Annotated in this window: 20 protein-coding genes; 11 read left to right on the top strand and 9 right to left on the bottom strand. The window is 64.0% G+C overall.

Annotated elements, in window-relative coordinates:
- Positions 1 to 24: 24 nt before the first annotated feature.
- From urtE to urtA, 5 genes are all read right to left on the bottom strand, one after another.
- Positions 25 to 720, bottom strand: a complete 696-nt coding sequence (urtE, locus tag ACQR03_RS16400) for an urea ABC transporter ATP-binding subunit UrtE (protein ID WP_315713826.1) — start codon at positions 718 to 720, stop codon at positions 25 to 27.
- A gap of 3 nt (positions 721 to 723) precedes the next feature.
- A complete protein-coding gene (urtD, locus tag ACQR03_RS16405; RefSeq protein WP_316172657.1) occupies positions 724 to 1,485 on the bottom strand; it encodes an urea ABC transporter ATP-binding protein UrtD in 762 nt (253 codons plus the stop codon).
- A 4-nt stretch (positions 1,486 to 1,489) separates the two neighbouring features.
- Positions 1,490 to 2,653 (bottom strand): urea ABC transporter permease subunit UrtC, encoded by a 1,164-nt coding sequence (gene urtC, locus ACQR03_RS16410; RefSeq protein WP_315713824.1) that lies wholly within the window; start codon positions 2,651 to 2,653, stop codon positions 1,490 to 1,492.
- Positions 2,650 to 4,263: an urea ABC transporter permease subunit UrtB gene (gene urtB / locus ACQR03_RS16415; protein WP_410051200.1), complete on the bottom strand. Its 1,614-nt coding sequence runs from the start codon at positions 4,261 to 4,263 to the stop codon at positions 2,650 to 2,652. The genes urtC and urtB overlap by 4 nt, the downstream gene beginning before the upstream one ends.
- Before the next feature lie 88 nt (positions 4,264 to 4,351).
- A complete protein-coding gene (gene urtA / locus ACQR03_RS16420; RefSeq protein WP_316172658.1) occupies positions 4,352 to 5,674 on the bottom strand; it encodes an urea ABC transporter substrate-binding protein in 1,323 nt (440 codons plus the stop codon).
- Positions 5,675 to 6,182: 508 nt separating this feature from the next.
- Here urtA and ACQR03_RS16425 point away from each other — a divergent pair.
- The 3 genes from ACQR03_RS16425 to ACQR03_RS16435 all read left to right on the top strand — a co-directional run bounded on the left by ACQR03_RS16425 (position 6,183) and on the right by ACQR03_RS16435 (position 8,420).
- Positions 6,183 to 7,592, top strand: coding sequence for a DEAD/DEAH box helicase (locus tag ACQR03_RS16425; protein ID WP_316172753.1), 1,410 nt, complete (start codon positions 6,183 to 6,185; stop codon positions 7,590 to 7,592).
- A 24-nt stretch (positions 7,593 to 7,616) separates the two neighbouring features.
- Positions 7,617 to 7,907 (top strand): translation initiation factor IF-1, encoded by a 291-nt coding sequence (infA, locus tag ACQR03_RS16430; protein WP_315804701.1) that lies wholly within the window; start codon positions 7,617 to 7,619, stop codon positions 7,905 to 7,907.
- A gap of 300 nt (positions 7,908 to 8,207) precedes the next feature.
- Positions 8,208 to 8,420: a cold-shock protein gene (locus tag ACQR03_RS16435; protein ID WP_006612155.1), complete on the top strand. Its 213-nt coding sequence runs from the start codon at positions 8,208 to 8,210 to the stop codon at positions 8,418 to 8,420.
- Between the two features lie 198 nt (positions 8,421 to 8,618).
- Here the strand turns inward: ACQR03_RS16435 and ACQR03_RS16440 are convergent, their stop codons facing one another.
- From ACQR03_RS16440 to ACQR03_RS16455, 4 genes are all read right to left on the bottom strand, one after another.
- The gene (locus ACQR03_RS16440; protein WP_316172659.1) at positions 8,619 to 9,179 is read right to left on the bottom strand and encodes a TadE/TadG family type IV pilus assembly protein; all 561 of its coding nucleotides are present in this window, start codon (positions 9,177 to 9,179) and stop codon (positions 8,619 to 8,621) included.
- 68 nt (positions 9,180 to 9,247) lie between these two features.
- Positions 9,248 to 9,793: a TadE/TadG family type IV pilus assembly protein gene (locus ACQR03_RS16445; protein WP_315713819.1), complete on the bottom strand. Its 546-nt coding sequence runs from the start codon at positions 9,791 to 9,793 to the stop codon at positions 9,248 to 9,250.
- Positions 9,794 to 10,107: 314 nt separating this feature from the next.
- On the bottom strand, positions 10,108 to 10,608 hold the full coding sequence (locus ACQR03_RS16450; protein ID WP_316172660.1) for a pilus assembly protein N-terminal domain-containing protein: 501 nt from the start codon (positions 10,606 to 10,608) through the stop codon (positions 10,108 to 10,110).
- A gap of 134 nt (positions 10,609 to 10,742) precedes the next feature.
- Positions 10,743 to 11,570 carry a sterol desaturase family protein gene (locus ACQR03_RS16455; RefSeq protein ID WP_316172661.1) on the bottom strand — a complete coding sequence of 276 codons (828 nt, stop codon included), beginning with the start codon at positions 11,568 to 11,570 and terminating at the stop codon, positions 10,743 to 10,745.
- A gap of 452 nt (positions 11,571 to 12,022) precedes the next feature.
- Between ACQR03_RS16455 and ACQR03_RS16460 the strand changes: the two genes are divergently transcribed.
- The 8 genes from ACQR03_RS16460 (at position 12,023) to ACQR03_RS16495 (ending at position 18,976) form a co-directional block, all read left to right on the top strand.
- Positions 12,023 to 12,187, top strand: coding sequence for a Flp family type IVb pilin (locus tag ACQR03_RS16460; protein WP_231317342.1), 165 nt, complete (start codon positions 12,023 to 12,025; stop codon positions 12,185 to 12,187).
- An 82-nt stretch (positions 12,188 to 12,269) separates the two neighbouring features.
- A complete protein-coding gene (locus tag ACQR03_RS16465) occupies positions 12,270 to 12,404 on the top strand; it encodes a hypothetical protein (RefSeq protein WP_316172662.1) in 135 nt (44 codons plus the stop codon).
- Between the two features lie 108 nt (positions 12,405 to 12,512).
- Positions 12,513 to 13,037, top strand: a complete 525-nt coding sequence (locus tag ACQR03_RS16470; protein ID WP_315734617.1) for an A24 family peptidase — start codon at positions 12,513 to 12,515, stop codon at positions 13,035 to 13,037.
- Positions 13,038 to 13,163: 126 nt separating this feature from the next.
- Complete coding sequence (cpaB, locus tag ACQR03_RS16475; RefSeq protein ID WP_315713815.1) at positions 13,164 to 13,964, top strand: Flp pilus assembly protein CpaB; 801 nt, start codon at positions 13,164 to 13,166, stop codon at positions 13,962 to 13,964.
- A gap of 17 nt (positions 13,965 to 13,981) precedes the next feature.
- Positions 13,982 to 15,463 carry a type II and III secretion system protein family protein gene (locus ACQR03_RS16480; RefSeq protein WP_315714366.1) on the top strand — a complete coding sequence of 494 codons (1,482 nt, stop codon included), beginning with the start codon at positions 13,982 to 13,984 and terminating at the stop codon, positions 15,461 to 15,463.
- Between the two features lie 22 nt (positions 15,464 to 15,485).
- Positions 15,486 to 16,226, top strand: a complete 741-nt coding sequence (locus tag ACQR03_RS16485) for a CpaD family pilus assembly protein (RefSeq protein ID WP_315713814.1) — start codon at positions 15,486 to 15,488, stop codon at positions 16,224 to 16,226.
- Positions 16,223 to 17,491: an AAA family ATPase gene (locus ACQR03_RS16490; protein ID WP_315713813.1), complete on the top strand. Its 1,269-nt coding sequence runs from the start codon at positions 16,223 to 16,225 to the stop codon at positions 17,489 to 17,491. Before ACQR03_RS16485 ends, ACQR03_RS16490 begins: the two co-directional genes overlap by 4 nt.
- Before the next feature lie 21 nt (positions 17,492 to 17,512).
- Positions 17,513 to 18,976 (top strand): CpaF family protein, encoded by a 1,464-nt coding sequence (locus ACQR03_RS16495; protein ID WP_315713812.1) that lies wholly within the window; start codon positions 17,513 to 17,515, stop codon positions 18,974 to 18,976.
- The last annotated feature ends 8 nt before the right edge of the window (positions 18,977 to 18,984 follow it).

Consider the following 18,984-nt stretch of genomic DNA (forward strand, 5'->3'; position numbering starts at 1 on the left):
CCGCGTCGAGAAGCTACGTGATGATCACAGCGCCATTTGGCGGCTGATCTCGGCCTGATCGAGATTGGCGCGGGTGCAGGTGAACTTCACCGCGCCGCGATCCATGACGGCGAAGTTGTCGCCGAGTTCGCAGGCAAAGTCGAGATACTGCTCGACCAGGACGATCGCGATGTTGCCGAGATTGCGCAGATACGAGATCGCCCGGCCGATGTCCTTGATGATCGAGGGCTGGATGCCCTCGGTCGGCTCGTCGAGAAGCAGGAGCTTTGGCCGCATCACCATGGCACGGCCGATCGCAAGCTGCTGCTGCTGGCCGCCGGAAAGATCGCCGCCGCGGCGGCCGAGCATCGATTCCAGCACCGGAAACAGCGAGAACACGTCGTCCGGGATGCTGCGATCGCTGCGCTTCAGCGGTCCGAAGCCGGTCTTGAGGTTCTCCTCCACCGTGAGCAGCGGGAAGATCTCGCGCCCCTGCGGCACGAAGCCGATGCCCTTGCGCGCCCGTTCATAGGGCTTGAGATGGGTGATGTCGGCGCCATCGAAGGTGATGCTGCCGGAGGCCAGCGGATATTGTCCGACCAGCGCCCGCAGCAGCGAGGTCTTGCCGACGCCGTTGCGGCCGAGCACGCAGGTGACCTTGCCGGGCTCCGCCGCGATCGAGACGCCGCGCAGCGCCTGGGCGGCGCCGTAATAGAGGTTGATGTCCTTGACGTCCAACATCGCCTAGCGCCCCAGATACACTTCGATCACCCGATCGTTCGACGACACCTGATCGATGGTGCCCTCGGCCAGCACCGTGCCTTCGTGGAGGCAGGTGACCTTGACGCCGAGCTCTCGCACGAAGGTCATGTCGTGCTCGACGACCATGACGGTATGATCCTTGTTGATTTCCTTGAGCAGCTCAGCCGTCTGATGCGTCTCGACGTCGGTCATGCCGGCGACCGGTTCGTCGACCAGCAACAGCTTCGGGTCCTGTGCCAGGAGCATGCCGATCTCCAGCCACTGCTTCTGGCCGTGCGACAGGCTGCCGGCGAGCTTGCGTCTGGCATCCTTGAGCCGCACGGTTTCGAGCACCCGGTCGATCTGCTCGGACTCGCTCCTCGAGCCGCGCCAGAACAGCGTGCCCTTGACGCTGTGATCGACATTGAGCGCGAGCAGCAGGTTGTCCTCGACCGACTGGCTCTCGAACACCGTCGGCTTCTGAAACTTGCGGCCGATCCCGAGCTCGGCGATGCGGGTCTCGTCGAGGCGGGTGAGATCCGTCTTGCCGTCGAACAGCACCGTGCCCTCGTCGGGCTTGGTCTTGCCGGTGATGATGTCCATCATCGTGGTCTTGCCGGCCCCGTTCGGACCGATGATGGCGCGCATCTCGCCGGGCTCGAGCGTCAGCGACAGATTGTTGATGGCGTGGAAGCCGTCGAAGGAGACGTGCACGCCGTCGAGATAGAGCAGCGACGACGTCGCGCGGGTGTCCATCACGTTCATGCGCTCACTCCGCCATCTTGGGTTCGGTGACGCCGTCCTCGCGGGCGGCGCTCTCGGCGTTCAGCCTCCTGCTGCCGAGCTGATCCCACCAGGAATTGAAGGTGCCGATGATGCCTTTGGGCAGCAGCAGAGTGACGAGCACGAACAATGCGCCGAGCATGAACAGCCAGTACGGCGCCAGCACGCCCGAGGTGAAGAACGTCTTCGCGTAGTTCACGACGACGGCGCCGAGCGCAGCACCTACCAGCGTGCCTCGGCCGCCGACCGCGACCCAGATCACGGCCTCGATCGAATTGCCGGGCGCGAACTCGGACGGATTGATGATGCCGACCTGAGGAACGTAGAGCGCGCCTGCGACGCCGGCCATGCACGCCGACAGCGTGAACACGAACAGCTTGTAGGACTCGACACGATAACCGAGGAAACGCGTCCGCGACTCGGCGTCGCGGATCGCGATCAGCACCTTGCCGAGCTTCGACGACACGACGGCCCGGCAGATCAGGAACGCCAGAATGAGCGCGAGACAGCTCAGCGCGAACAGCGCGGCGCGGGTGCCTTCCGCCTGGACGTTGAAGCCGAGGATGTCCTTGAAGTCCGTCAGGCCGTTGTTGCCGCCGAAGCCGAAATCATTGCGGAAGAAGGCGAGCAGCAGCGCGTAGGTCATCGCCTGGGTGATGATCGACAGATACACGCCGGTGACGCGCGAGCGGAAGGCGAGCCAGCCGAAGCAGAAGGCGAGCAGGCCGGGCACCACGAGCACCATCAAAGCCGCGAACCAGAACATGTCGAAGCCGTGCCAGTACCAGGGCAGCTTGGAATAATTCAGGAACACCATGAAGTCCGGCAGGATCGGATTGCCATAGACGCCCCGGGTGCCGATCTGGCGCATCAGATACATGCCCATCGCATAGCCGCCGAGCGCGAAGAACGCGCCGTGACCGAGCGAGAGGATGCCGCAATAACCCCAGATCAGGTCGATGGAGAGCGCCAGGATCGCGTAGCAGACATATTTTCCCCACAGCGCGACCAGATAGGTCGGCACCTGCAGCGCCGAACCGGCCGGCAGCAGCAGGTTGGACAGCGGGATCAGCACGCCGCAGGCGGCGACGACGAGCACGAAGACGGTCGCAGCGCGGTCCAGCGACCGGGTGAGGACGTGCGGCATCATGCTTCCACCGCCCGGCCCTTGAGCGCGAACAGCCCGCGCGGGCGCTTTTGAATGAACAGGATGATCAGCACCAGGATCGCGATCTTGCCGAGCACGGCGCCGGCGACCGGCTCCAGGAACTTGTTGGCAATGCCGAGCGTGAAGGCGCCGACCAAGGTGCCCCAGAGATTGCCGACGCCGCCGAACACCACGACCATGAAGGAGTCGATGATGTAGCTCTGGCCGAGATTCGGACTGACATTGTCGATCTGCGACAGCGCCACCCCGGCGATGCCGGCAATACCGGAGCCGAGCCCGAAGGTGAGCGCATCGACCCGCGAGGTCGCGATGCCCATCGACGCCGCCATGCGCCGGTTCTGCGTCACTGCACGCATCTCCAGGCCGAGCGCGGTGTAACGCAGCATCGCCAGCAGGATGGCGAACACGGCCATCGTGAAGCAGAGGATCCAGAGCCGGTTGTAGGTGATGGTGATCTGGCCGAGTTCGAACGCACCGCTCATCCAGGAGGGATTGCCGACCTCGCGGTTGGTCGGACCGAACGCCGTGCGCACCGCCTGCTGCAGGATCAGCGACAGGCCCCAGGTGGCGAGCAGCGTCTCCAGCGGACGCCCGTAGAGGAAGCGAATGATGGTACGCTCGATCAGCACGCCGATCGCGCCGGCCACCAGGAAGGCGAGCGGGACGGCAATCAGCAGCGAATAGTCGAACAGCGCCGGGTAGCGCGTGCGGATGACCTCCTGGACGACGAAGGTGGTGTAGGCGCCGAGCATCACCATCTCACCATGGGCCATGTTGATGACACCCATGACGCCGAAGGTGATGGCAAGGCCGATGGCCGCCAGCAGCAGCACCGAGCCGAGCGACAGGCCGTACCAGGCGTTCTGCACGCCGGACCAGATTGCGAGCGAGCTCTGGATCGACGAGATCGCGCTCGCCGCGGCCTTGGCGACGGTTGCCGGCTGGTCCGCGCCGCCGATCTCCGTCAGCAGCGCCAGGGCTTCCTGGTCGCCGCGCGCCCTCACGGTGGCGACGGCTTCGAGCTTGTCGACCTCGCTGGCGTCAGACTTGAACAGGAGGATGGCGGCACGCGCCTCGGTCAGCGCCTGCTTCACGGCGCGATTGGTTTCCTTGGCGAGCGCCGACTCCACCGTCGGCAACGTCGCCTCGTCATGCGACTTGAACACCGATCTTGCGGCGGTCAGGCGCGTGTTGGTATCCGGCGACAGCAGCGTCAAACCACCGAGCGCGGCATCGACGCTGCGGCGCAGCCGGTTGTTGAGGCTGACGGCGGCGGCATTGTCGGGCAGTTTGTCGACGGCGGCGCCGGTGGCAGCATCGATGATCCTGCCGTCGGCCTGCTTGATGAAGACCTTCTTGGTGTCGGCATCGAACATCAGCCGCTCGTCCTGGAGCGCGCTGATGATCGGGAAAGCCAGCGGGTTGCCCGACACGGCGATCTCGCCGACGGCCTCGTCCGTGTCCGAGAAATCATCGTTCGCGAACTTCGCGACGGACTCTTCGAAACTGGCTGCGAAGGCGGGAACGGAAACGGCGATCAGGGCGAGCAAAACAAGCAGACGGCGAATGATCGCCAGAAAAAGAGCAGGCACTGGACAACCCCGGCAGGAGTTCAGGAGGTCAGGAGAAGGCGGCAACATCGCCGCCTTCTCCTGTCGTCATGGTCGCGTCAGGTCGAGATCAGGAGCCCGAGCCCAGGCACTTGTTGGTCTTGACGTTGAAATTGCCGCACTTCTTGCCGACCCAGTCGCCGATCAGGTCCTTCGAGCCCTCGAGCTCCTTCGACCAGGCGTCGCCGGGGACGAGGTCCTTGGTCTTGTAGACGACACTGAACTGGCCATCGCCCTTGATCTCGCCGATGAACACCGGCTTGGTGATGTGGTGGTTCGGCAGCATCTTCGACACGCCGCCGGTCAGATTCGGCGCCTCGGTGCCCGGGAGAGCGTCGATGACCTTGTCCGGATCGGTCGACTTCACCTTCTCCACCGCCTTCACCCACATGTTGAAGCCGATCACATGCGCTTCCATCGGGTCGTTGGTCACGCGCTTCGGGTTCTTGGTGTAGGCCTGCCAGTCCTTGATGAACTTCTCGTTCGCCGGGGTCTTGATCGACTCGAAGTAGTTCCAGGCGGCGAGATGGCCGACCAGCGGCTTGGTGTCGATGCCGGCGAGCTCTTCCTCACCCACCGAGAATGCGACGACCGGAATGTCCTTGGCCTTGATGCCCTGGTTGCCGAGCTCCTTGTAGAACGGAACGTTGGCGTCGCCGTTGATGGTCGAGACCACGGCGGTCTTCTTGCCGGCCGAGCCGAACTTCTTGATGTCGGCGACGATGGTCTGCCAGTCGGAATGACCGAACGGCGTGTAGTTGATCATGATGTCGTCCTGAGCCACGCCCTTGGACTTCAGGTAGGCTTCGAGGATCTTGTTGGTGGTGCGCGGATAGACGTAGTCGGTGCCGGCCAGCACCCAGCGCTTCACCTTCTCTTCCTTCATCAGGTAGTCGACCGCCGGGATCGCCTGCTGGTTCGGCGCCGCACCGGTGTAGAACACGTTGCGCTCGCTCTCCTCGCCTTCGTACTGGACCGGGTAGAACAGGATGCTGTTCAGCTCCTTGAACACCGGCAGCACCGACTTGCGCGACACCGAGGTCCAGCAGCCGAACACGACCGCGACCTTGTCCTTGGTGATCAGCTCACGCGCCTTCTCGGCGAACAGCGGCCAGTTCGAAGCGGGGTCGACCACGACGGCCTCGAGCTTCTTGCCGAGTACGCCGCCCTTCTTGTTCTGTTCGTCGATCAAGAACAGGATCGTGTCCTTCAGCGTGGTCTCGCTGATGGCCATGGTGCCGGACAGAGAATGCAGAACGCCAATCTTGATGGTGTCGTCAGCGGCCTTGGCCGGGCCAAAGCCGGCTGCGCCGAGCGCCAGGCCGGCAGCAGCAGCCAGCCAGCGACGGCGGCTGAACGGCGCCGTTAATTCCTGAGTGAGTCGAGTAAGCATGAGGTAATATCTCCCTGACGCAGACATGCTTCGCAGCCAAGGCGGCCGGCGGTCTGCGCAGGAAGAATCGCAAGAAGTGTGCCATGCCGTGCACATCTGGTAAGGCATTGACACAAAAGTGGAACTTGGCGTTCTCGTAGAGAGGCGCCGCGGCCTTCTGCTGCCGGATTGAGCAAGCCCGATGATTAATCAGATGGCATACAGCGCAGGATTTGTGCACTTTGTTTCGAATGGCTAAATTTAAAGCAGCCGAGTACCACCCGGAAAGCCAATCCGTTGCGCACCGGCCTTGAAAGTGCCGTCCATCTGTTCCATATAGCTGGTAGATCAAGGCGAATCGGCCGGATCTTTGCAAGCCGCGTGTTCTTTAGCTCGACCAGAGCTTCTGGCTTCGCATTCTCACCCATCCAATCTAGGCGCTCCAAACACGCGGGTGTCTCTCAACCACCCACCCGCGTCCGGCTGCCTGCCGACACGGGCCTTATCCTCTTATGGAAAGCCCCATCTTTTGACATCCTTCCAGGATTTTAACCTCGCCGACGCGCTGACGCGCGCGCTGAAGGAAGAGAACTACACCACCCCTACCCCGATCCAGGCCCAGACCATCCCGCTCGCGCTCGAAGGCCGCGACGTGATCGGCATCGCCCAGACGGGAACCGGCAAAACGGCCTCGTTTGCGCTGCCGATCCTGCACCGCTTGCTGCTGAACCGGATCAAGCCGCAGCCGAAGACGGCACGCGTGCTGGTGCTGAGCCCGACCCGCGAATTGTCGGGTCAGATCCTCGACAGCTTCAACACCTATGGCCGGCACATCCGGCTGAGCTCGGCGCTCGCGATCGGCGGCGTGCCGATGGGGCGCCAGGTCCGCGCTATCATGCCCGGCCTCGAAGTGCTGGTTGCCACCCCTGGCCGGTTGCTCGATCTGGTTCAGAGCAACGCTTTGAAGCTGACCCATGTCGAGTTCCTGGTGCTCGATGAAGCCGACCGCATGCTCGACATGGGCTTCATCAACGACATCCGGAAGATCGTGGCCAAGCTGCCGATCAAGCGGCAGACGCTGTTCTTCTCGGCCACCATGCCTAAGGACATCGCCGAGCTCGCGGACGCCATGCTGCGCGACCCCGCGCGAGTCGCGGTGACCCCCGTCTCCTCGACGGTCGAGCGCATTGCCCAGCGCGTCATCCACGTTGACCACTCGGCCAAGCCGAACCTTCTGGCTCAGTTGCTCAAGCAGGAGCCGGTCAACCGCGCGCTGGTGTTCACCCGCACCAAGCACGGCGCCGACAAGGTCGTGAAGAGCCTCGAAAGAGCCGGCATCCCCGCCCAGGCGATTCACGGCAACAAGTCGCAGAACCACCGCGAGCGCACCCTGGCGGCGTTCCGCACCGGCGAGATCCGAACCCTGGTCGCAACCGACATCGCGGCCCGCGGCATCGACGTCGACGGCGTCAGCCATGTCGTCAATTTCGACCTGCCGAACGTGCCCGAGACCTACGTCCACCGGATCGGCCGCACGGCGCGCGCCGGCGCCGAGGGCGTTGCGATTTCGCTCGTGGCCGGATCGGACGAGCTGTCCTACCTTCGCGACATCGAACGGCTGATCAAGATCTCGCTGCCGCGCGACGATCGCCGCACGCCCGGCCTCCGCGAGGCCGCTGCACCGGCCAAGCCGCCTCAGCGCGGTGGCCGTCCTGGCATGCAGAATGCGCGGACCAACGACGGTGGCACCGCCGCAAAAGGCCCTCGCCGTCACCGTCGTTCCAATGCTAAGATGGCGTCTCTGCCAGGCAATCGTCAGGAGCCCCAGCGGCCGTCGCAAGGCGGCGGCAAGGCCGGGTCGATTCAAGGCGTTGCTTTCCTGCATCGCGAGGGCAGACCCAAAAACCACGCTCAAAACCGCAACCAACGGCCAAACTAGACGTCTATCGATCTGGAGAAAGACATGGCTAAGGAAGAGCTGATCCAGTTCGAAGGGCTGGTCACCGAAATCCTTCCCGACGCACGCTATCGGGTACAACTCGACGCGGGGCACGAGATCGTCGCCTACACCGCGGGCAAGATGAAAAAGAATCGCATCAAGACGCTCGCGGGAGACCGCGTGACGGTCGAGATGTCGCCCTACGACCTCGAAAAGGGCCGGCTGATCTTCCGCCACAAGGACGAGCGTCCCAGCTCGCCCGGCGGTCCTCCGCGTGGCGCAGCGCAGCGCGGCGGCCAGTTCCGTCGGCGCTAGGGGCATTGGGCGGAGCAATGTTCCGCCCGGCCCGGCGGATTGATCAAGCCTTGCGCAATCAGCGACAATTCAGCGCGTCGGCGTCGAGCCGGCGCGTCAAAAAATCATGCACTCTCGCGCAGCTCAGGATTGTTTTGCGCGGGCATTTCCAATAATATATCCCGCAATCGATTTTCGGCCGGACGAGATTAGCTATTACCGGTACAGCCGGTTCAGACGCTGACGACCCTTCCAAAAATTCGATCTAACCAGCCCAGGAGACTGGGCTACGCATTTGGTATCTGAGAAGGGAACTACCCCGTGAGCATGGGAACCGTGAAGTGGTTTAACGCAACCAAGGGCTATGGCTTCATTCAGCCGGACGACGGCGGCAACGACGTGTTCGTGCACATCAGCGCCGTCGAGCGCGCTGGTCTCGGCACGCTGCGGGAAGGCCAGAAGATCTCCTACGAGATCGTGGCGGACCGCCGTTCGGGCAAGTCGTCGGCCGACAATCTCCGCGCCGCCAATTGAGCGACGCCGGGCGATCGCGCATGCGATTGCCCATCTGGACAACGAAAGGCCGCCTTGCGCGGCCTTTTTTATTGCCTTGATTGTTTGCCGCCGAGTTCTGCTCGTCCAAATGACCGTAGTGTCGGTCGCTCCGGTTCGCAGGCGCGTATGCGACTGCGGCCCCGGGGCCGGGCGGGCTCCGTTGCGGCAGCCCTCACCTCAGCAGGAAGTCGCCGGGCTATACATCACACAGGTCGACTGCCGCGGGCGGGTATAGGCGACGTCGCTGAGATTGACGCCCGTCTTGCCCATGACGTAGCCGATCGTCGGAACGTACTGGTAGTTCACCTCGCTGAAGATCAGATAGGTGCCGGACACCAGCAATTCAGCCGGCACGCCGACCGTCATGCCGACGGTTCGCGGCGTCGATCCCTTGCTCCACTTCACCGTCGCCTGCTTGGTGGTGGGATCGACATAGAGCTCGGTGATCGTCGCATTCACCGGCGTCGTGGAATACGGGTACATGATGCCGGTCGAGGCGGCGAAGAAGTTCGACATGTCGCTGTCGCCGACCGAGGTCGATTGCGAGGTCAGATCCGACAGGGTGCGCGCCATCAGGGTGACCTTGCGGTCGACGGCGATGGCCGAGCAGAATTCGACCGTGCCGAAGAACATCACCAGCATCAGCGGCACGATGAATGCGAACTCGGTGGCCGCGACACCGCGACGATCGGCAGCGAAGGCGTCGATGCGACGCCACAGGCGCAGGCTCGAAGACATACCCGGCATTCTTCCCAACGGCATGATGAATTCCTGGTGTCCCTCAGACGCAGCTCGCGAGGTCAGTGTTATGAATACGGCTCGTTCTTGAATGCGGCCGTACCCACCAGCAGCCGCTTACTGCCGCTCAGATTGGCGATGTTGTAGCCGAGCCCCGTCACGAAGATCGGCCATTGATAGAACAGCCTGACGACGACGATGTCTCCGGCCGCGCCCGGGCTGTAGGTCATGTTGTTGACGAAGTTGCCGCTGTTGTCGATCTGGTTGCTGATGGAGACGCTCCCGAACGAGGAGTAGCTCTTCACGTCGATATAGATCTTGTTGCAGTCGAACAGCGCGGGAACCTGGGTGCAGACGTAGCTCGCGAACTGCGACTGCGTATAGGCGCCCTGTTGCGCCTGTCCGGTCAGGATCATGCGCGCCGAGTCCTGCGTGATCGTCTCGAGCACCTGGCCGGCAAAGAACATCAGCGCCGTTTCGATGATCGCGAACAGCAGCGCAAAGAAGACCGGCGCGACCAGCGCGAATTCGAGCGCGGCCGATGCCCGCCGGTTGCGCCGGAAGCGGCGCAACAGCCGGCGCATCGAAGCGGTCAAGGAGACGGGGGCTTGCATGGGGTCATCCGGACTGGGAAGGCACATCAACCTGGGTGAAACGAATAGCGGAAACTCCTTGGGAAAGAGTTTCCTACAATACGGACAGTATGGCCCGCCGCATCAACGTCCCGCTAACCATGCTTGGGGGGTCGCTCGCAGTCGGCCCCTCCGAGGCAGCGCGCCACCTGCCCGACCCGATCATCGAAACCAAACGAACCAGGCGATCCAGCCGCAGCACCGGCGGCGAGGCTCACCGCATCGTCGGTGCGGAGGCGCGTGGAGATGCGGTCAGGCGCTGCCATCGACCCGGCCAAGCATGGCCAGGCCAGCGTTCAGTTGGTCTTCGAGGCCGCTGCCGCGTTGCCGCTCGCCGTGCTGGACATCGTTCCAGCCTGGTCGAGCACCGATTTGAAGTAGTTGTCGCCGTCGCCCAAGGTCACCCGGCGCTGGCAGATCGGCATGCAGCTATAGGTCTCGCGATCGACGCCCCGATACACCGTCACGAGCTGGTCGGTGGGTCCGGCGACCTGGATCTGGCGATCGATCAGCACCTGTCCACCGCGATCCATCGCAATGAAGTTGGTGGCACCGTAGCTCTTGCCGGTGACGACGATGATGCCGCCGCTCTGCAAGGTCACATCGGCGATCATCGGATTGCCGACGACGAGCGTGGCGACCCGGTCGGGCAACTTGACCAGCTTGGCCTGGTCGACATTCACGGCGATGGCGGGATCAGGCTCCGCCGAGGCGGCAGCCGGCCACAGCAGCACCGCGGCGACGGCCGCCCGCAATGCGAAGGAAACACTAGGACGACGCGACACAAAGAACGACATACTCAACCCCGGGACATTGACGAGCCGTCTCAAGCGATACGCAGCGGTGACGGCGCCCGACGCGGCAAATCTGCGCTCAATTGGTGAATGATCTGCAAACGTCGCGACGAAGCCTCGGGCGGTTGCAGAACACGTCATCTTCGGAACGGAAACGCGAGCTGACCGCCGAACTCACCGGGCATCGTCGCCTCGTCCTTGCCGTAGGCCATGGGCAACTGCCCCTCCGGCATCCGAAACGTGCCGAACAGGATGTCCCAGATCGGGAACGTGCCGGCGAAATTGGTGTTGCCGCCCTGCTCCATCGACGTGTGGTGCCAGCGATGGAAGACGGGTGTGGCGAGGACATATTTCAGCGGGCCCAGCGTCCAGTTGAGATTGGCGTGGACGAAGGCCGAATGGAACGTCGTGAACGGTCCGACCCAGATCATGACGTTGGGCGAGATGCCGGCCATCAAGAGGAGGACGTCGACCGCGATCGTGCCGAGGATCAGGTTGATCGGATGGAAGCGGGCCGCCGAAATCCACTCGAGATCCTCCGACGAATGGTGAACCGCGTGGTATTTCCAGAACTCGCCGCCATGGAACAGACGATGCATCCAGTACAGCATGAAGTCGGAGAGCACGAGGAAGAGCACCCCCTGCAGCCATTCGGGAAGCTGCGCCAGCGGGCCGTGCCCGTTTTCATAGAAGGCGATCAACTCGTCGGCGTCGCGGATCTTGAAGACAACGCTGGCGCCGAGCACGAGAAAGCCGATGCGGAGCACCCGCGCGAACACCGGTACGAAGAACCAGTAGACCACGTCGGTGACGAGCTCGCGCTTCTGCCACCACGGCTTTCCGGGATTGCAGGCCCAGAAGTGACTGAGCACCGAGAACACCACTGCCAGCATCAAGGTGATCGGCAACACCTTCTCGATGGTCTGGCCGAGCATCAGCGCGACTTCCCATGGCAGACCGGACATCACATTCCTCATCTCATGAACTGTTCCGAGGGGTACTCCCAGGCGCTTAAGGAGCCGTGAACCTGCGCGCCCGCAGAACCGCCCTGCCGATCGGCCCAGCGCGATCGACATCGAGCCACATGCTCCACCAGCCAGGTCGACACGGCCCCATGCATATAGTGTGGAATGCGGAGCAGGCCCGGCGATGGATGGGGCCGGGCATGACGGCCCAAACCCTGCGCTCGTCTTTCAGCGAGACCGACTGCGGCGTGGCCATGCGTTATTTCGAATGGTCGTGCCGCGCTTCATCCAATGTTTACTCTGCACAATAACAGCCATTTGTCGCCGTGTTTCGGCGACCGAATTAACTACGCCGAAATTCCTGCCCCCTACGGTGGCCGCATGGTCACGGTGCTGAGAACGCCGCAACGACCAGAGTTTGTTCGACCAGCCACGTGTACATGGAGTTACCTATGAAGAATCTTCTTGCTCGCTTCGTGAAGGATGAATCCGGCGCGACCGCGATCGAATACGGTCTGATCGCCGCCGGCATCTCGCTCGCGATCATTGCCGCGGTGAACGGTCTCGGCTCCAGCCTGAGCTCCAAGTTCGGCGCGATCAACACCTCGCTGAAGTAAGCGGTCGTCACGGCCGAGCAAAAAAGGCCCCGGACATCCGGGGCCTTTATCATTTCCACATTCAGCTTCGCGGCGTTCAGTGATGCGTAACCACGTTTTGTCCGCAGCCGCGTCCCGGCCTCCGTCCAGCGGGGCCGACGTCGCCTTGCGCTGGATCTGCGGCGGCCTCGGCCTGTCCATCCTCGCTCTGGCGGCCCGCATCGTCAGCGTCTGGTGAGAACGACAACCAGCCGGCCATTCCGGCTGTTTCCCGATCGTTTATTTCTTGCAGCTAGGCTCTGGCGCAGCGGCGCACCCATGCCCGCGTCGATGCCATTGAGAGCCCATGACCCTCGATCTCGCGCGCCTTCTGCTGTTTCCGGCCCTGATGGCCTTTGCCGCGGCGAGCGACCTGTTCACGATGACCATTTCGAACCGGGTCTCCCTGGCGCTCGTCGCCGGCTTCCTGGTTCTGGCGCCGCTGAGCGGGATGAGCATGGCTGACATGCTGATGCATCTGGGCGCGGGCGCGACCCTGCTGGTGATTGCTTTCACCTGCTTTGCATTCGGCTGGATCGGCGGCGGTGACGCCAAGGTCGCATCCGCCGCCGCCCTGTGGTTCGGCTTCGCCCACCTGATGAACTACCTGTTGTACGCCTCGATCTTCGGCGGCGTGCTCACCCTCGCCCTCATGCAGTTCCGGCAATGGCCGTTGCCCTACATGCTGGCGGGGCAACCCTGGCTTGCACGCCTGCACGCCAAGGAGAGCGGCGTGCCCTATGGCATCGCGCTCGCCCTGGGCGCTCTGATGGTCTATCCGGAGACCGATTGGGTGAAGGCGATCGACGCTGCGCGCCTTGCATTGCTCTGAACACACCGTGTCAACGCGGTGTTAAGGCGATTTAGATACGCCTCATTAACCATGCTTTGACGAATAACTGCTCAACTCCCATCACGGCGGCGGAAACGTCGCGGCGTCATGTGGAAAGTGAAGCGTATGAATACCGCACGCATTGTGGTTCTGACCATCGCTGTAGGCGCTGGCGGCGTGGCCGCATATCTCGCGAGCGGGTCCGACGACCGGCCGGCTCAAGTCGCCGCGCCCGCGCCGCAGATGCCGACCGTCGACGTTCTCGTCGCCAAGGGCGACATCGCCCTCGGCCAATCCCTCAAGCCCGAAGATCTGCAGTGGCAGAGCTGGCCGGCGGCCACGGCCAGTGCCAGCTTCATCCGCCGCAACGAGCGGCCTGAAGGACAGACGCAGATAACCGGCACGATCGCGCGGGCGCCGTTCATTGCCGGCGAGCCCATCCGCGAACAAAAGCTCGTCAAGGCCGACGGCTCGGGCTTCATGGCCGCGATCCTGCCGGCCGGCATGCGCGCCGTTTCCACCGAGATTTCTCCGGAGACCGGCGCCGGCGGCTTCATCCTGCCGAACGACCGCGTCGACGTGATCCTGTCCAAGCGCGAACGCAATCCGGATCAGCCCAACGCGGGCGACGTCGTCAGCTCCGATATCATCCTGTCGAACATCCGTGTGCTGGCGATCGATCAGGCCCCCAAGGAAAAGGACGGCCAGACCACGGTGGTCGGCAAGACCGTCACGCTGGAGCTGAAGCCGGAACAGGCCGAGACGCTCGCGCGTGCCCGTCAAACCGGAACGCTGTCCCTGGCGCTCCGCAGCATCGCCGACGTCAACGTGGCCGAGCGCCGCACGGACGAGACCAGCCGCAAGCGCAGCGACAGCGTTGCCGTCGTCCGCTTCGGCATTCCCAGCACGATGACGACGCAGAAGTGAGCAAGAGGACCACCCAGATGACCTGCAGCGAAAATCAGCGGAAGATGCGGACCCTGCTGGTCCGCGCGCTGTCGTTTTCGGCCGCCGCTGCGCTGACCCTCAATCCGGCGATCGCGCCGGTGATCGCGGCAGACTATCGCCCGGCGACTGCAGCCGCCGCCGCGGACGGCCAGATCAATGCACGTTTCCTTGCGCTCGGCATCGGCAAGTCCGTCGTCATCGATCTGCCGCGCGACATCAAGGACGTTCTTGTCGCCGATCCGAAGATCGCGAATGCCGTCGTGCGCTCCTCTCAGCGCGCCTACATCATTGGTGCGGCGATCGGTCAGACGAATATCGTCTTCTTCGACGCGCAGGGCCAGCAGATCGCGGCCTACGACATCGCGGTCAAGCGCGACCTGAACGGCGCCCGGGCGGCGCTGAAGCAGTTGCTGCCGAATGCCGATATCCAGATCGAGGGCCTCGCCGACAGCATCGTGCTGACCGGCTCGGCGTCGAGCCAGATCGAAGCCCAGCAGGCCGGCGAACTGGCCGCCCGGCTCGCCGGCGGCGCCGACAAGGTCGTCAACTCGATCACCGTGCGCGGCCGGGACCAGGTGATGCTGAAGGTGACCGTCGCCGAGGTGCAGCGCTCGGTCGTCAAGCAGCTTGGCATCGATCTCTCCGGCCAGCTCAACTACGGAACTGCTGTCGTCAAATTCGCGAACTCCAATCCGTTCACCGCCTACGGTAGCAATCTCGTCTCCAACAACGCCGTGACCGCAGCGTTGGGCGGGGCGACCCCGACGGTGCAGGCGACGCTGCGCGCGATGGAGAACGCGGGCGTGATCCGTACGCTCGCCGAACCCAATCTGACCGCCATCTCGGGCGAGTCCGCGACCTTCATCGCCGGCGGCGAGTTTCCGGTTCCCGCCGGTTACTCCTGTGATCCGACGACCCATGTCTGTACGACGCAGATCAGCTTCAAGAAGTTCGGCATCTCGCTCAACTTCACGCCCGTCGTGCTCAGCGAGGGCCGGATCTCGATGCGGGTGATGACCGAGGTTTCGGAGCTCTCAAACGAGAACTCGATCACGCTGTCGCAAGCCGTCAGCTCGACGACGGTCAACTCGTTGACGGTTCCATCGATCAAGACCCGGCGCGCCGAGACCACGCTCGAAATTCCGTCCGGCGGCGCCATGGCGATGGCCGGCCTGATCCAGCAGCAGACCAAGCAGGCGATCAGCGGCATGCCGGGCCTGATGCAGCTGCCGGTCCTCGGCGCGCTGTTCCGCAGCCGCGACTACGTCAACAACCAGACCGAATTGATGGTTCTGGTGACGCCGTTCGTCGTCCGCGCCGTGGCACAGAAGGATCTCTCCCGCCCTGACGACGGCTTTGCGGCCGCGTCCGACCCCCAGGCCGATCTCCTGGGTAGCATCAACCGCATCTACGGCGTACCCGGCCGGGTCGAACCCGGACGCAACTATCGCGGCACCTATGGCTTCATCACGGACTGAGCCGGGACAAGGACCTGCAACGATGACCACCACATCCAGCCCCGCCCGATACCGACGCCTGCCCCTTGCCGCAGCGCTCGCCGGAGCCGCAGCCCTGCTCGGCGCCTGCAACTACACCAGAGACGCCGCCACCACGGCGAGCATCCCCGACGACTACCGGCTGCGCCACCCGATCGCGATCCAGGAGGCCCCGGACTCCCTGGTGGTCTTCGTCGGCCAGGGTCGTGGCGGCCTGACGGCCGAGCAGCGCGCCGACGTGATGGGACTGGCCCAGAGCTGGATTCGCCAAGGCACGGGCGCGATCAGCGCCGACGTGCCGAGCGGCACCCCCAACGCACGGGCGGCCGCCGACTCGATGCGGGAGATCCACTCCCTGCTGGCCGCCGCCGGCGTCCCGCCGCACGGCATCACCGTACGCAACTATCAGCCGAAGGACCCGCGCCAGATGGCCGCGATCCGGCTGAGCTACCCAAAAATGTCGGCCACGGTGGGGCCCTGCGGGATCTGGCCGGATGACCTCGGGCCGTCGATCAAGAACAAGAACTGGTTCGACAACAAGCCTGACTGGAACTACGGCTGCGCCTACCAGCGCAACATGGCGGCAATGGTCGCCAACCCGTCGGATCTCGTGCAGCCGCGATCCGAAACGCCGTCCTATACCACCCGGCGCACGGCATTGTTCGACAAATATCGCAAGGGACAATCAACCGCGATCACGTATCCAGAGGCCGACAAGGCCAAACTCAGCGACACAGGCAAATGATCAGCTACGCCCGACAGACCCAAGAGGAGCAGCCTGACGTCGTGCCGCCGCCGGCCGACGATCACATCGCGCCCGCGCCGCGCGTGTCCGTGCAGGCGTTCTGTGAGACGGTGGAAACCGCCGCGACGGTCCAGGCCGCCGGTGAGGACCGGCGCCTCGGCAAGGCCCATCTGAAGGTTCAGATGGGTGGCATGGCGGCGGCGATCGAGGCCTACCGGTCTGCCCCGACCCCGAACGTCATCATTCTGGAGACGGATGCACGCACCGACATCCTGGCCGGCCTGGATCAGCTCGCGACGGTTTGCGACCCGGGCACGCGCGTCGTCGTGATCGGCCGCGTCAACGACGTCACGCTGTATCGCGAGCTCGTTCGGCGCGGCGTCAGCGACTATGTGCTGTCGCCAGTGACGCCGATCGACGTCGTCCGCTCGATCTGCAACCTATTCTCCGCGCCGGAAGCCAAGGCCGTCGGGCGCATCGTTGCCGTCGTCGGCGCCAAGGGCGGCGTCGGAGCCTCGACCCTGGCCCATAACATTGCCTGGGCGATCGCGCGCGACCTGTCGATGGACTCCGTGGTGGCAGATCTCGATTTGGCGTTCGGCACCGCCGGCCTCGACTACAACCAGGATCCCGCGCAGGGCATCGCGGACGCCGTCTTCTCACCGGACCGGATCGACATCGCCTTCATGGACCGGCTGTTGTCGAAATGCACCGATCATCTGAGCCTGCTGGCCGCGCCTGCGACGCTCGACCGGGTCTACGATTTCGGCGCCGAGGCATTCGATGCGGTCTTCGACACGCTGCGGGCCTCGATGCCATGCATCGTGCTCGATGTTCCGCATCAATGGGCAGGCTGGACCAAGCGGGCGCTGATCTCCGCGGACGACATCCTGATCGTCGCGGCGCCGGATCTCGCCTCGCTGCGCAACACCAAGAACATGTTCGATCTCCTCAAGGCCGCCCGGCCGAACGATCGCATGCCGCTCTACTGCCTGAACCAGGTCGGCGTTCCCAAGCGGCCCGAGATCAATGCGAGCGAGTTCGCCAAGGCGATCGAAAGCCCGCCGATCGCAACGATCCCGTTCGAGCCGCAGATCTTCGGCGCGGCCGCCAACAACGGCCAGATGATTGCGGAGATGTCTCCCAGCCATCGGACGACGGAGATGTTTCTCCAGATCGCGCAGCGGCTCACCGGCCGCAGCGAGACAAAGAAGCCGAAAGGCTCCTTCCTGTCGCCTCTGCTGGACAAGCTGAGGGCGAAGTAAGCACGCGTGGAGTTCTAAGTCGTGTTTGGTAAGCGTAGCGGATTGGACAACGATACCAGGGCCCTCAGGCCGGCCGCGCCGGCGCCCGAGCCGGCGCCGGCTGCACCACGCGCGGCGTCTCCGGCCGTGCCGTCGCCACCTCTAGCTCCGACCCGGCAGGCTCCGCCGCCGCCACCACCGGTTGTCGAGGCCCGGCGTTCGGACAGTTACTATCAGGTCAAGGCGACGATCTTCGGGGCGCTGATCGAGGCGATCGATCTCGCTCAGCTGGCCAAGCTCGACGGCGAATCCGCGCGCGAGGAAATCCGCGACATCGTCAACGAGATCATCGCGATCAAGAATATCGTGATGTCGATCGCCGAGCAGGAAGAGCTGCTCGACGATATCTGCAACGACGTGCTCGGCTATGGCCCGCTGGAGCCGCTGCTGTCGCGTGACGACATCGCTGACATCATGGTCAACGGCGCCGGTACGGTCTTTATCGAAGTCAACGGCAAGATCCAGCGCACGGGCATCCGGTTCCGCGACAACCAACAGCTCCTGAACATCTGCCAGCGCATCGTCAGCCAGGTCGGCCGCCGCGTCGACGAATCGTCACCGATCTGCGACGCGCGTCTCGCTGACGGCTCGCGCGTCAACGCCATCGTTCCGCCGCTGGCGATCGACGGCCCCGCGCTCACCATTCGTAAGTTCAAGAAGGACAAGCTGACGCTCGATCAGCTCGTCAAGTTCGGCGCGATCTCGCCGGAGGGCGCGGAGATCCTGCAGATCATCGGCCGCGTCCGCTGCAACGTGCTGATCTCCGGCGGTACCGGTTCGGGCAAGACCACGCTGCTGAACTGTCTGACCAATTATATCGATCACGACGAGCGCGTCATCACCTGCGAGGACGCCGCCGAGCTCCAGCTGCAGCAGCCACATGTGGTGCGCCTCGAAACCCGGCCGCCCAACATCGAGGGCGAAGGCCAGGTGACGATGCGCGAGCTGGTGAGAAACTGCCTGCGTATGCGGCCCGAGCGCATCATCGTCGGCGAGGTCCGCGGACCCGAGGCCTTCGACCTGCTGCAGGCCATGAACACCGGTCACGACGGATCGATGGGCACGCTGCACGCCAACAACCCGCGCGAGGCGTTGTCCCGCTGCGAATCCATGATCACGATGGGCGGCTTCTCGCTGCCGTCGCGGACCATCCGTGAGATGATCTGCGCCTCGATCGACGTCATCGTCCAGGCGGCACGCCTGCGCGACGGCTCCCGCCGCATCACGCACATCACCGAGGTGATGGGCATGGAAGGCGACACCATCATCACCCAGGACATCTTCCTCTACGACATGATCGGCGAGGACGCGAACGGCAAGATCATCGGGCGCCACCGCTCGACCGGAATCGGCCGGCCGCGGTTCTGGGAACGTGCGCGCTACTACGGCGAAGAGAAGCGGCTTGCGGCTGCACTCGATGCCGCCGAAGTTGCGAGCAAGGACTGAGGAGAGAC

This window comes from Bradyrhizobium sp. HKCCYLS3070 (assembly GCF_051167575.1).
In the GTDB taxonomy this organism is placed as follows: domain Bacteria; phylum Pseudomonadota; class Alphaproteobacteria; order Rhizobiales; family Xanthobacteraceae; genus Bradyrhizobium.